Origin of the sequence: Paenibacillus lacisoli (genome assembly GCF_030580655.1) — a bacterium.
Classification (GTDB): Bacteria; Bacillota; Bacilli; order Paenibacillales; family Paenibacillaceae; genus Paenibacillus; species Paenibacillus lacisoli.
This window is the reverse complement of sequence record NZ_JAUQTB010000017.1, coordinates 47,083-61,740: the sequence shown is the minus strand read 5'-3', so window position 1 is coordinate 61,740 and position 14,658 is coordinate 47,083. Positions and strand designations below refer to the sequence as shown.

At 49.5% G+C, this 14,658-nt stretch carries 8 protein-coding genes and 1 rRNA gene; 2 read left to right on the top strand and 7 right to left on the bottom strand.

The features are described from left to right. The 7 genes from Q5741_RS19395 to Q5741_RS19365 all read right to left on the bottom strand — a co-directional run. Positions 1–74: ribosomal RNA gene (locus tag Q5741_RS19395) — 16S ribosomal RNA — on the bottom strand; the annotation flags it as partial. A 411-nt stretch (positions 75–485) separates the two neighbouring features. Then, on the bottom strand, positions 486–3,272 hold the full coding sequence (locus tag Q5741_RS19390) for a glycoside hydrolase family 3 C-terminal domain-containing protein (RefSeq protein ID WP_305025762.1): 2,787 nt from the start codon (positions 3,270–3,272) through the stop codon (positions 486–488). 124 nt (positions 3,273–3,396) lie between these two features. Then, the gene (locus tag Q5741_RS19385) at positions 3,397–4,086 is read right to left on the bottom strand and encodes a hypothetical protein (protein ID WP_305025761.1); all 690 of its coding nucleotides are present in this window, start codon (positions 4,084–4,086) and stop codon (positions 3,397–3,399) included. A gap of 206 nt (positions 4,087–4,292) precedes the next feature. Continuing rightward, positions 4,293–5,300, bottom strand: a complete 1,008-nt coding sequence (locus Q5741_RS19380) for an SPFH domain-containing protein (RefSeq protein ID WP_305025760.1) — start codon at positions 5,298–5,300, stop codon at positions 4,293–4,295. Between the two features lie 21 nt (positions 5,301–5,321). Next, entirely contained in the window at positions 5,322–6,128 is an 807-nt protein-coding gene (locus Q5741_RS19375; RefSeq protein ID WP_407074387.1) for a TPM domain-containing protein, read from the bottom strand. Then, complete coding sequence (locus Q5741_RS19370; protein WP_305025759.1) at positions 6,125–7,156, bottom strand: TFIIB-type zinc ribbon-containing protein; 1,032 nt, start codon at positions 7,154–7,156, stop codon at positions 6,125–6,127. The genes Q5741_RS19375 and Q5741_RS19370 overlap by 4 nt, the downstream gene beginning before the upstream one ends. 40 nt (positions 7,157–7,196) lie before the next feature. After that, entirely contained in the window at positions 7,197–7,865 is a 669-nt protein-coding gene (locus Q5741_RS19365) for a PspA/IM30 family protein (protein ID WP_305025758.1), read from the bottom strand. Between the two features lie 243 nt (positions 7,866–8,108). Between Q5741_RS19365 and Q5741_RS19360 the strand changes: the two genes are divergently transcribed. After that, positions 8,109–10,676, top strand: coding sequence for an S-layer homology domain-containing protein (locus Q5741_RS19360; RefSeq protein ID WP_305025757.1), 2,568 nt, complete (start codon positions 8,109–8,111; stop codon positions 10,674–10,676). Between the two features lie 241 nt (positions 10,677–10,917). Then, a complete protein-coding gene (locus Q5741_RS19355; RefSeq protein ID WP_305025756.1) occupies positions 10,918–14,592 on the top strand; it encodes an endo-1,4-beta-xylanase in 3,675 nt (1,224 codons plus the stop codon). Positions 14,593–14,658: the final 66 nt, after the last annotated feature.

Genomic DNA, 14,658 nt, shown 5'->3' with positions numbered 1-14,658 from the left:
AAACCCCGCTCGACTTGCATGTATTAGGCACGCCGCCAGCGTTCGTCCTGAGCCAGGATCAAACTCTCCAATAAAGTATTGAAAAGAGCGATAAGCTCATTTTGAATCTGACGAGATATAAATCTCATTGTTTGCCGTTACTTTCGTAACAGCGATACTCACTCGTTGTTCAGTTTTCAAAGATCAAGCATTTTGTTCGCCGTCAGTGTTTCTCGGTGACAACTTTTATATCTTACCATGTTACCAAGCATTTCGTCAACAACTTTTTTAAACTTTTTTATTTTGTTTAATTTGTTTCTGCCGCGCCGTTTATTGGGCGGATTTATAATATATCACGTCAGTCAGTTAGTTACCACATGTAAAATATGACAACTGCACACAAGGTCTCAATTCAATTGGTTGCCTCCCACCCGTCAAACCTTCTTAATAATAAAAAAGACGAGCCCAGACGGGCTCATCTTGTTCTACATCATATACATAACAAATTAGACCTGTTTGAACTCCATGGATTCCACTTCAAGGCCTGGCTTAATATGTTCGAATTTCACTTCATATACACCTGCATCAAGCTCTACCTTTACCAGCTTCTGATTAATCCACTTGCCGTCGGTACCGTTCGTCTGGATCGTCGTTACCAATTGATCATTGAAGGATACATTGCAAGCAGACTGTGCCAGCTCATTATCCGGAGACATAATCCGAACGAACATACGGTACACACCAGCCTGATCCACTCGGACAAAGGTCGAACCTTTCATATCTACTTTAACCGATGCATCTTGGGCGGCTGCCTGGGCCTGTTCTTCCTGAAGAGCTGAATTAGACGCAAAGTGGTTAACCGTCTCCTGCGTTCCCTGGTCTCTTCCGAATACCGGAGCATTCATCAGGAAGTTACAAATGTTGATCGCACTGCGCTGCAGTTCGCCGCGGGTCAATGTCCCGTTCTCCAAAGATTCAATGGTGTTATCTCCATAGGCGTTAATCTCAGCTCCGTAGTTGCTGACAACCATATACAGATCGTTCTGCGCACGAACCATGAAGTTGGTGTTCTTGCGATCAGCCGGACCGCCTTGAGCCGAATCATTCATAACTGCCCACCAGTCTGTCATTACAATACCGTCAAATCCCCATTCCCCGCGCAGGATGGTTGTATTCAAGTCATAATTGGATGCCGCCCAATGTCCGTTGATTGGGTTGTAAGATGTCATGATGGAGTTACCGCCGCCCTCTTTCACGGCGATCTCGAAGCCTTTCAGATAAATCTCACGCAGCGCGCGTTCAGATACCACTGCATCTACTTTGGTACGGTACTTCTCCTGACTGTTGCAGGCAAAGTGCTTCATGGTGGCGTTAGAGCCGCCCTTCATAATTCCGCGGATACAAGCGGCGGCAAATGCGCCGGAGATCAGTGGATCTTCAGAAAAATATTCAAAGTTGCGGCCGTTCAGCGGACTGCGGCGAATATTCAGACCAGGCCCGAGCAGCGTATCAATTTCATTCCGGAGCAACTCCTGACCTTCCAGTACATACAGTTCCTCTACAAGGTCTGTATTCCAGGTTGCCGCCAGGAGGGTCCCGATCGAAACCTGTGTCGCCTGATGTCCGCTGTCCATACGGATGCCCGAAGGGCCGTCAGATGTACAGCCAACTGGAATACCGAAGCCGAGGAGTGAATCACTAACACCGCCAAACGCCGAAGCCGTGCCTGGTGTAACGAGCGGACTGCTCATCCCTTCACCGCGGACAATCGCAGCAAGATCTTCATCACTAAGCTGGGCGATAAAGGTTTCCATGCTGATGGTGCCTGCCTGAACATCCTTTAAGGTATAGCCTTGGTTGCCTGTCTGTTCAATCGTCTTAGGCAGATTCTGCCGAATCCGATCAGCAAGCGATATGAACTGCTTCGGTACTTCAACAAAAGTCAGTTCATATATGCCATCTTCGCGGCGTGCACCCGGCATCATTCTCGTAAAGTCCTCGGTAGGCGCCATCGCCTCCTGCAGCTGCTCCACGACCCGCAAGGTATCAATCTGATAGCCCTGCTGTCCATCCACCTGTACTTCAACCAGACTTTTCACACTATTACCTACGAATAGATGATAGGTCCCCGCTTCAAGCACGTAAGCCGAACGATGTCCTGTCACACCGCTGTCATCATATGATGCCATTTTGTTTACCGGGAACTGGATCGTCAAAGATTCGGATTCACCGGGCTGCAGCGTTGGGGTCTTGCCGAATGCGGCGAGTACTCTGGACGGCTGGCCCAGCTGACCCTGCGGTGCTTCGTAATAGACCTGCACAACCTCTTTGCCGGCATATACATCTCCGGTATTTTTTACGGCTGCCTTAATTTCTAAATAATCTTCTCCATCTTGCTTTACCAGCTTGGCCTCCGACGGCTGAATTTCAAATTGGGTGTAGGAGATTCCGTAGCCAAATTCATACTGAACCTTTTCAGGGCGAAACGTTTCGAAATAGCGGTACCCCACATAAATATCTTCCTGATAGAGGTTCTTGAACTCATTACCATAATTGCGCGTTGACGGGTAATCTTCAATAGAAAAAGCAATGGTATCGGTCAGTTTGCCGCTTGGCACCACCTCGCCGACCAGTACATCTGCAATCGCGTTGCCGCCTTCCATACCGCCATGCCATGAATAGATGACACCAGCAATCGGGTGCACGTGAGAATCATCATTCAACCAGCTCATATCGATAATATTCGAGACATTCAAGACAACGGCCGTCTGTTCAAAATGTGTAGTAACCTTGCGCAGCATATCCTTTTCTTCTTCCGTTAAGAGGTAGCTGCCAGCTTCTATAGCATTGTCCTGGTCTTCACCTGCGGTGCGTCCAATGACTACAATCGCTTTGCTGGATTTGCTGCGGGCTGCGGCTACCAGCTCATCAGTCAAAGGCATTTCTTTTTGATGCCACGGCTCAGCCGCCCAGCCCCCGCCGCCGTTATCGAAGGGATTCTCCTGAATCCATTGTTCGTAGGTACTCGCAAGCTCTTCGTTAACCTGTACATTGTTCTTGCTGCGCAGTCCATCCAGCAGATTGGTTGTATAAGGGACATTAACACTTCCGCCGGAGCCTGTACCGCTGCGATAATAGTTAACTTGAACCCGGCCAAAAACTGAAACGTTTTCGGAATCGCGGAGAGGAAGCACCTGTCCGTCGTTTTTCAACAGTACTGCGCCTTCGGCTGCCACTTTTCTGCTGAATTCAGCAAAGCCTTCTAATGGAATTCCTAATTTTTCTGCGCTCAATGAATTAACCTCCTGTTAACGTGATAGCACGATATGAACCCAGTATAACAGACAACCAGCTGATAAAACATGTCATTAAATCAACAATGTAAGCGAATTCTAAAGATAAGGGGCGTTTCGCTGTCTATGGGTTCATATTTCGGATATGATCCATCAGGTTTTCCAATGTCTTACCGTTGGTCAGCGCGGAAAACTGCTGCCTCTGCTCACTCTGGCCCTCATATACTTCCAGCACAAAACGTTCATCTACAATGTAATAAGCCGCATATCGGGTAAAAGAGTATCGATCCTCGGGATGATTACCTTTGGCCTGCTGGACAGCAACCAAGAGCTTCATGCCTGGCATCAGGTCCGGCTCTACGCCTGTAAGTTGAGTGTTGGTGATCAGATGGATTGTCGTCGGAATACTTTTACCGGTTATGATCGTATTCACCTTGACCTGATAATCTGCAAAAGACGCCTGGCCTGCAGACGTATCCTGATTTCCACTCTGCCTCGGTTTGCCGGTTAATGCGCCTTCAGGAGTGCCGGGGTTGGAGGTCAGATTGATCCTGTAGTCAGGCAATCGCTGAATGACCTCCGCAATAATGACCGAATCGCTGAGCTCAACGACCTCCTGAAAGGTCAGCTCCCTCATCTCGATCAACTCTGGAATACCCTGGGCCAGAGGATACACTGTACGGAGATCTTGGATGCGGGCAGGAGACAGCTCGGCACTGCCGGAAGCAGTGTATGATATCCCGGGGTTGCCGCAGGCAGATAAAAACATCATGATCCACCCAACTGCGAGCATTCTTTGCCATAAATGAATCATCACAATACCCCTCCCGTTTGCTCAATGGGCTTATCTAGCGGTTTTATGTTGATTATGCTGGTGACTTCCTGCTTCTAAACATCACCGCAAAAGGATATGATCCTTATGCTAAATAAATTTCACAGTAAATAGACAGTTACATATTCTCATGTAGTCAAATCAAAAAAAGGGCCGCCCCGGGCGGCCTTTTTGATCTCTGCATAATTCTATCCAAGCTTCTGACCGCAGTTTGGACAGAAATTAGCCCCATTCACTTTCGCTCCACAGTTGGGGCAGAAGTTGGGCTTGGTATGATCGCCTGCGGGTGCTCCACTTGCCTGACCAGCATTACCACCCGCGTTTGCATTCTGGCCTTGATTTGACGCTGTACCGCTATTCATATTCTTCAGCATCTCATTCGCCATGTTCATTCCCATCATCATCCCGGCCATGTCTGATGCCGCACCGCCGCCCTGTACCTTGCCGGAAGCGATTCCGTCGGTCATGCTCACCTGCTGATACTTCTGCATATTGCCGATCATTTCATGGGAAGCTGTCTTCGTAATCATATCCTGAATTTCCTGCGGGTAGTTGAAGCTCATCACCTGAAAGCCTGTGATCGTCATCCCGATGTCCATCACCTGCATATCGAGGTCTTCCCGAATCCCTGCAGCAATATCCGAAGCATTGGCCTGCAGATTAAACATATCTTTCCCTTCGCGGCTGATCCACTTCATGAGCAGCTGGTCCAGTACAGAGACGATGCGGATTTTGACATCCTCGACAAGATAGCTTTGCTTGATGCCCGCTACCTTGTCGATCAGCGCAACATAATCACTCACCTTGAACGTGAACGTACCATTGGCACGAATCGGCATCCCGCCTGGAAGCTGGGGTGTCGGGATGAGGATCGGGCTTTGGGTACCCCATCTCACGGTAAACTCTTTGGTGTTCACGAACAGCACCTCAACCCGCATCCCGCTGTTGAAGCCAAATTTGAAGCCTTTGAGCGTCGACAGGAACGGAATAATATCCGAATCGATATTGAATACCCCTTCATCCTCGAAGATACCCTCAATCTTGCCGTTATTCAGAAAAATCGCATCCTGTCCGGAGCGGATAATCAGCTTACTGCCCTTCTTGATCTCCCGATTGCTCCATTTCCAGAAAATCATATCATCCCGGAATTCTTCCCACTCCACTACATTCGAGAACTGATTCTTGAAGAAACCCATTACTCTTCCCCATCCTTTCGGTTAAAATGAACCCCGGCTGCCGCTGTGAGAGTGCCCTCCCTTGGTCGTTCCACCGCCTCCGCCGCCAAAGCCGGAGCCGCCTCCTTGATTCCGTTCAATCTTCCGCTTCGTCACCGTTGTGCGGATATACTGGTCCTGCCGGTCCAATACACCGGATTTCTCGGCATCTTCATACGTCCCCCGATGGATGGTCACCCGTCCGCCGGAGCGGTAAGCCATCGTCCCCACAACACCGCCGCCAATAACGAGAGCTGCAAGTACCTGAAACCATAATTTGAACACAATGTTATCCGGGTTCACGCCCGGCTTATAACCCATATAGCGGTAAGCTGTCATAATATATGTGCTGAATGCCTGCTTGTAATTCCCCTCGGACAAATACGGCGAGATTTTACTGGTTATTTTGTCCAGCCTGCCATCGTCAAGCATCTCTTCCGCCTTATAAAAGCCCGCCAAATAAGTATCCCGGTTGCTGATATCGACAGTCAGAATAACGGCGTTGCCATGTGCCTTATCATACCCGGGGCCATGTTCGTCATAGAAATCCTCGGTGATCTCCTTGGTATCCTTGCTCTCCGGATTGTTGGTCGTATAGACGATGATGTCCGTCTCCCGCTCTGCTCCATACTTACTGGCCATCGCATTCAGTTCGGCGGCATCCGTCTCGCTCAATAAGTGAGCATCATCGTAGATGAGGGTTTTCTCCCCTGCCGCAGCCGCTGCGGTGTTCAACGTCGGTAGAGCCGGCAGCACAAGGGCTAAGACCAGGAAGAGCAGAGCCGTCGGTACGAATTTATTTAATTTCACAGAAAACCGCCCCCCATCATCCAGGCCAGCAGCTTCAACGACAGGAACGAGATGGCAGATACACCTGTAAACCACGCAGCTACCTTTCCTTTGCTGATCGGCGGTCTGCCCACCACCTTACCCGTCTGACCGTTCATCGCGAACGTATATTCTGACTGATTGAAATCATAGTAGACCATCCATACTGGCAGAAGGACGTAATCGGATTGCTTGACCGAGGTGTCGATATGCTTGTTCGTATAGCTGACACTGTTGTACCCGGATACGGTAGATGCAATGTAGGCATCAATGAACGGTCTGGTTTTGTCCTCGGCACGGGGCAGGAGTTCCTCGTCGGTATAGTTATACTTTTCGGCAATGTATCCGGCAAGATAAGGCGTCTTGAATTCCTTGAGCTGGTTATATGGAAAAGGTTCCAGCCGGTCCATCAGCTGGTCGTTCATTTTGGCCGAGGCATCGACCGGCAGCCTGACATAGTCGAGATGAATTCTGCGGTAAATCTCAAAATGCTGTGTCTCCGTATACTGATAGTCTCCCTGTGTGTAGATACGCACCTTGGTGGCATGCCCCTGCACTTCAATACGGTTATGTAGATGGTATAACCAGAACGGCACGTACATACCGGTAATATCCTTGACGCGGTCCGCCTTCATGAATCCGCTGGGGGTCAGCAGGCCTTTGCCGCACCATTTCTTGAAAGCTTTCATCGCTTCTTCCTTGCTGATTGCAAAAGGGATCACCTGCACCGGCGCCAGATCCCCGCTCAGCCGGTCACTAAGCACCACGGCCGAGCCGCAAAAGCTGCAGGTTGTCGCACTCGTCTCCGGTTCAGTCACGATGACCGCTCCGCAGCTGGTACAGTGGTACTCCTTGACCTCCCCGTCCGTGAATACCTGCTTCTTCAGCGGATCCGGAATCTGATCGATATTGTCCTTTCTTCCGCAGCTGGGGCAGGACAGCATCCCTGTCGTACTGTCGAACACCATACCGCTGCCGCAGTTCGGACATTTGTATTCAATAACCGGCATTTGCTCACCTCACTAATATGAAGAAATGTATACAAACGGGTTAGCCTTTACTAGTTGAATCCGGACCTGTTGTATCCCCTGTCTTGGCTGCCTGCTCCTTCTCCAGCCGGTCCATCAGCTCATCCAGATCCTCTTCCTGCCGCTCTCCCCGAAGCTCGGCCAGAGCTTCCGCTTCGTTCAGTGCCAGATCCGCCTTCTCTTTCATGGTATCCAAAGCTGCACCTACTCCGTCCCGAGACGAATCGCGATCAAGCTGCTGCCGGATGCTGCGGGCTTGCTCCATCTTGCCATTCAGCTCCGCACGGCGCGCTTCAAGCTGCTCCAGATCGGAGCTTAGTTTATTTTGCATTTGCTTCATATTAGATGCATTGGTCGAGGCCTGGTCATAAGCACGCTTCAACTCGACCTTCTTTTCCTCCTGCTGTGCCTTGCGATCGAGAAACTTCAGGGACTCCTCTGCCCTGCCGGCTTCCACCGTCTTCTCGGCATAACGCTGCAGGCGGATGATTTCAGCCTGACATTCATCCAGAGCCCGCTTCGTCCGTCTTTCCTCCGCAAGCACTGCCGCTGTCTCTGCTTTGACCTGACCCAGATCGCTGCGCATACTGCGCATATATTCGTCAACTGTCTTCTCTGGATGATCTGAACGATCTAGCAGCTCGTTTACGTTCGCCTTCATAACGTCCTTAAACCTCGCCAAGATTCCCATTCCCATGTTCCTCCTTTGACGTGCGTTCTTTTACATCATCATACACCAAAAACATGCGATGGGTTTCATTACCCGTAAGTCAGTAGAATGACAAAAAGGCCAGGTAACAGTTTATGTTTAGAATCGGTTCAGAGCCTTAGTCTACAATTTCCCTAAGCTGTCTAACACGTACCGCACGGATTTAAGGGGGGACCGGCAGAAATCGGTACGAAATAAATTTGTTCAAGATTTTGGGAGGATATAATGATTATTAAATACCAACGTTTGGTTAGCTTATTGCTTGTGTTTGTGCTTGCAATGCCTTTATTTTCATCTAAAGCACGGGCTGACATGATTAACCCGCCAGTTCCGGGTAATCAAGGAGAGATCACGGCCAGTTACATCGACAATGCCACGCTGCAGCTGAATTGGAATTCTGCCGTAGATGGTGAATTTGACAGCAGCACGCTCGAATATCAGGTATATCAATCAGATAACGACAAAATTGCTGCCTTGGAGGATTCTTACTTAGTAACACCTCTCAACAACTGGCAGCAAGAACTTTATTCCATCAATGTCTCAGACCTGGAAGCCGGACAAACTTATTATTTCAACGTAGTTGTTAAAAACAATCCCGGTCAGGCAGCCATTTATCACATGCTGAAAGTAACTTTCGATCCTTCCCTTGGTTTGTTCAACCAAGCCATCAAATCATTTAGAGGACAACACGATTCCTCTCTGTCAGAAGTGCTTGGTGCGTTGAATGATCTCCAGCTGAATACACCTTATTTTACAGATTTAAGCGAAGATCAGAAACTTTCCATCGCTGAGCTTGTTGCTAGATTTGCACCGAATAACTCTATGTATAAAACAAGAGCTCAGGTGCAGTTCATTACGGATACAGCGTTGCAAGGGATACTGGTTTTTAAAAGCAGCAATAAGCTTCAAGCTCTCCTTCCTTTCTACCAGCAGCTGAGTCGTGTTGGAGAATATTTTGACGAAGACGACGAGGATACCCTTGAAATTGAAGCAGCAGCACAAAAATTTATTAACGGAACTCCAGCGGATCAAGCTCTGATAGCTTATCTAGCCGATTATTTTGAAGCCATGATGGATAACCGGCTCACTGACAAAATTGGCATGATTATTGAAGTTCCTGCGCTGCTCCCTTCCATTAACTCCGCAGCGGATTCTGAAGAAATGGCGCAATCCCTGTTAATGCTAGCTATGTTCCAAATGGAGATTAATGGAGATCCCAACCCGGGAAGTACAGTACTGGATCCTTTTCCGCTCGATTTCAGCAAAATGACCGATATTGCAAATAATACGGAAAAGTTAGAGCAGCTGGCCCAGTGGATGCTGGATAAAAAACCTTCAGCAGGATATATCACTATTCAAAGTATCCAAAACGCATTTGACGGTTTCTTCAATCGTGACAAGGACTCGGCACCTGCGCCAAACCCAACACCTGCACCTTCAACGGGCAGCGGCTCAGGTCCTTCTGCTCCTTCAGGAACTGTGCCGGCACCAACAACCAAGCAGGAGCAGATCTCAGTGGAGGTGAATGGAAAGAACGGCCTAAGTCTTGCACATACATCCATTACACGCACTACCGAGAGCAACGGTGTAGTAAAAGACCTTGTGACCATGCCTGAGAGCATTGCCAAGGAGTCTGTCGAGAAGGCAAAGCAGTCCGGGCTGGATACCGTTCAGATCGTCATTCCTGATACAAACGATAACGTAGCTGAGACAAAGATCGAGCTGCCACAGGCAGCCGTAAAGCAGCTGAATGATAGTACAATGAGACTTGAAATTGCTACAGCAAACGCTGTGATCACGATTCCAACAAAATCAATTGCAGGCTTTGATCAGGATTTATATTTCCGTGTGGTGCCCATAAAGGCGGAATCAGATCGCAAAGCCGTTGAGGATCGCGCCAAAAAGGAAAAAGTAATACAGCAGGTCTCCACGAACAGCAATGTTCAGGTACTTTCACGCCCTGTTGAAATCGAGACCAATATGCAAAATCACGAGGTAACCCTTGCTCTTCCACTGCGCGACAGCCTGCCGACCGATGCAGCAGCCCGTCAGCAGACTCTGGATAATTTAGCTGTATACATTGAACACAGCGACGGTACAAAGGAGCTGATTCCAGGCCAGCTGACCAAGCTGCCTAATGGAAGTGAGGCTCTTGAGTTTACGGTAAATAAATTTAGTACGTTTACCCTTGTAACTGTGGATGGTCTCAAGGAATTCAATAATAAAGCCGCCTCCAAGCCATATATTCAAGGGTTTGGAACCCGCTTCCTCCCGGATTCACCGATTACTCGTGCGCAGATGGCTGCCATGCTGTCTCGCAACCTGGGTGATCAAACCACTGCGGTCGGCAGCCACAATTTTGCAGATGTTGCAGCCGCACACTGGGCTTACGGCGATATTATGAAGACACAGACTGCAGGGATCATGACCGGCGTCAACATCAACCAATTTGTTCCGGAGGGCGCTATCACCCGTTCCCAAATGGCGATGATCGCTTACCGCTGGATGAGGCAGCCTGCAGCACATACATCCGGCAGTAATCCTGTTACTTTCATCGATGTTCCATCTGATTCCTGGGCAGCAGAAGCAATCTCTTATGTAAAGTCTATAGGTTTGATGCAGGGATACAATGATAACACCTTTAGACCAGAAGAAAAGCTTACCCGAGCTGAAGCGGTAAAAGTATTAAACCTTCTTTTCAAGCGTCCCATGAAGGATGCAACAAAGGCTACTTTCTCTGATGTGCCCGCCTCTCACTGGGCCTATGCCGATATTGAGGCAGCTGCCAGATAGATGACTGTACTTCAGTCTGAGAACCCCGATAGTCATGACGACTATCGGGGTTTTTAGATTCTTGAGGATAATCTAAATTTTATATATACAATCCAAGGGTTTTTCTTTAATTTATCGGGGGACTGCGCCTTCACAGGAATGGTACCATCTAGGTTAAGAAAGGAGGAGCCGTCTCATAAAATGTAAACGCTCAAAAAATTGAACGATGGAGTAACCAATCTATTGTAGGGGAGTGCAACAAATGAGCAGAAAGATCCAATCTGTCTTCTACGTCATACTGGCAGCAGCCCTGCTGATCCCTTCAACCTGGCTGGCACCCGCTGCACATGCTCGGGCCATGACAACATCGGGAATTCGCATCTTATCGGATACTATGTCTGATCACACCAGCTCCACTCCAAGCGATACATATACAGACACGAATACTGTACTGGCACAACCGGAGGAAACGGCGACAGACAATCATGAGACCTTTGCTAATGATGATCAAGGTGCCGCATCCGGCGGTGCCGGTCTGTCCGCAGTCACCGGAAAGCCTTTTATACCAGTCTCTTTTGAAGACCAATCCTCGAATGGCTTTACAGGCAGAGCGGGTACGGAGACACTGACGATGACGAAAGAAGCCAATCATACGCAGGGCGGCTTGTATGCACTTAAAGTTGAAGGCAGAACCTCAACCTGGCATGGGCCGACGCTCCATGTTGAGTCCTATATAGAGCAAGGTGCCGAGTATAACTTGTCCGCTTGGGTTAAGCTGATTTCACCCGATAATGCCCAACTGCAGCTGTCCACTCAAGTCGGTAATGACAGCGGAGCCAGTTATGTAACCTTAGCCTCCAAAACGGTTAGCACCAACGACGGCTGGGTTCAGCTCAAGGGATCCTACAGATATAACAATATCAGCAGCGGGTATGTTACCCTCTATGTGGAGAGCAGCAGTGCCACCGCCTCTTTCTACATCGACGATGTTGAACTGGAGCGCACCGTCTCCGAGCCTATTGAGATACAAAAGGATTTACTACCCATAAAGGATATATATAAGAATGATTTCTTAATCGGCAGTGCGATTAGCGGAGAGGATCTGGAAGGTGTCCGTCTGGATCTGCTGAAGATGCACCACAATGTCATAACAACCGGCAATGCCATGAAACCCGATGCCTTACAGGCAACAAAAGACATTTTCACATTCAATGCAGCTGATGCCATGGTCAATAAAGTTTTGGCCGAAGGCATGAAGATGCACGGCCACGTGCTGGTCTGGCATCAGCAGTCACCAGAATGGATGAACACGAAGAAAGATGCGCAAAACAACACCGTTCCATTGGAACGTGCAGAAGCTTTGGAGAATCTGCGTACTCATATCCGCACAGTCATGGAGCACTTCGGCGATCGCGTTATCTCCTGGGATGTCGTCAACGAAGCCATGAACGATAACCCTTCCAATCCTGATGATTGGCAGGCCTCACTGCGTCAGTCTCCATGGTACCAAGCTATAGGCCCGGATTACGTGGAGCAGGCTTTCCTGGCTGCCCGAGAGGTACTGGATGAACACCCAACATGGAATATCATGCTGTACTACAACGACTACAACGAAGACAATCAGCGCAAAGCCCAGGCGATCTACAGCATGGTCCGGGATATGAACAGCAAATATGCAGAGGCTCATCCCGGTAAACGTCTTGTCGACGGCATCGGCATGCAGGCACATTACGGCATTAATACTAATCCGGAGAATGTGAAGCTGTCGCTGGAGAAATTTATATCTCTGGGCGTGGAAGTGAGCATCACCGAGCTGGATGTTCAGGCTGGACGTGACTATCAGCTGCCCGAGAAGCTGGCCAATGCTCAAGGATATTTATATGCGCAGCTGTTCCAGATTTTCAAAGCACATGCAGATCATATCGCACGTGTGACTCTGTGGGGACTGGATGATAATACGAGCTGGAGAGCCTCCTCCAATCCGCTGCTGTTTGATAAAAATTTGCAGGCCAAACCGTCCTACTACGGTGTAATCGATCCGTCCAAGTTCATCGCCGAACACCCGCCCGAGATTTCGAATGCCAATCAATCTACCGCTCATTACGGCACCCCTTCCATTGATGGAACGGTGGATGCCGTATGGAACCAGGCGCCCGAACTGCCGGTGAACCGGTATCAGCTGGCGTGGCAGGGTGCCTCGGGTGTAGCCAGAACACTTTGGGACGACAAAAATCTGTATGTACTGGTCCAGGTGAACGACGCACAGCTCGATCAGAGCAGCGTGAATCCCTGGGAACAGGATTCCGTAGAGGTTTTCCTGGATGAGAATAACGGGAGAACGACCTTCTATCAAGAGGATGATGGTCAGTACCGGGTTAGCTTCGATAATAAAACCTCATTTAGCCCAGATCACATCAAGGAAGGCTTCGGATCTGCGGCTCGTGTATCCGGGACTAATTATTCCGTGGAAATGAAAATCCCTTTCAAAACTGTGAAACCGGCCAGCGGCAGAAAAATCGGCTTCGACATTCAAATTAACGACGCGAAGAACGGAGCCCGCCAAAGCGTGGCTGCCTGGAGCGATACGACCGGCAATGGATACAAAGATCCTTCCGTCTTCGGCGTACTGACACTCTCCGGCCAGCCTGCCGGATCAGATGGCAGTGGGAACAGCGGCGGCGGTACGGGCGGCAGTGCCGGCAATAGCAGTAGTGGAGGAAACGGCAGCGCTGGTGAAATGGCACCTGCTCCCCAAACAGGGATAACCCAAAGCAAAGATGGCGTAGTCATGCTAAAACCTGAAATCAAAATAAATAACGGTCGTGCTGCCGCTGACGTATCCTTAGAAATGCTGCAAAAAGCGCTGCAGCAGGCACCAGCCGCGGCCAATGGCAAGAAGCAGCTGATCATTGACATACCGAAGCAGCCATCAGATGTCCTTTCGTTTGAAGTGTCATTGCCGGTCCAGAGCTTGAAACATCAGGATGCATTTGAACTGCTCCTGGTAACAGATGCAGCCCGCCTTCGGGTGCCGAGCCACACGCTCTCTAAAGTGAATATGGATGCAGGACAGGTCAAGATTCGGGTAGCTACAGAATCTGCTCAAGGTCTTGCCTTGGCTGAACATGATAAAGTCGGCCCCCGCCCTGTTCTTGAGCTGAGTATACTGGCCGGTGATCAGATCATGGAATGGAGCGATCCAGCTGCACCTGTTACGGTGTCCATTCCATATACTCCATCTGCCGAGGAGCTTCGTAACCCGGATTCGCTCGTGGTCTGGTATGTGGATGGCAAAGGTGCCGCCGTACCGATGCTGAACAGCCGTTATGACAAGGCTGCCGGAGCCGTTGTTTTCCAGACCACTCACTTCAGCACTTATGCCGTGGCATATGTGCCGATGACCTTCGGAGATCTGCAGAATGTACCATGGGCACAGCAAGCGATTCACACCATGGCCGCCCGTGATGTTATTCGGGGCGTATCGGAGGACCACTTCTCTCCTGCAGCTGCGATCAAGCGGGCCGACTTTACTGCCCTGCTGGTCAGAGCGCTGGAACTGAAAGGTTCGGGCACAAAAACAGGTGCTTTCAGTGATATTAAGGACACCGACTATTATTATGAAGAGTTGTCCGCAGCCAAGGAATTGGGGATCGTTACAGGTTTTAAAGACAACACCTTCCGGCCGGATAACAGCATATCCCGTCAGGAAATGATGGTGATAACAGCCCGTGCAATAGCATCCTCTCTGAAAAAAGTCGATACCGGCGTTCTGGACAGCTATCCGGATGCAGCGGGCGTTGCCGGTTATGCGAGAGACAGCGCGGCTGCGCTGTTAAAGAGCGGCATCATTAACGGCAAGGACGGCCGGATTGCACCGAACGATCTGCTTACCCGTGCGGAAGCTGCCGTTATTTTGTACCGGATCTGGAAGAACTAATAACTGCTTCTTTACTAAAAAGGCCCGGCGAAAGCCGGGCCCTTTTTAAACTTATTACTACCTTAT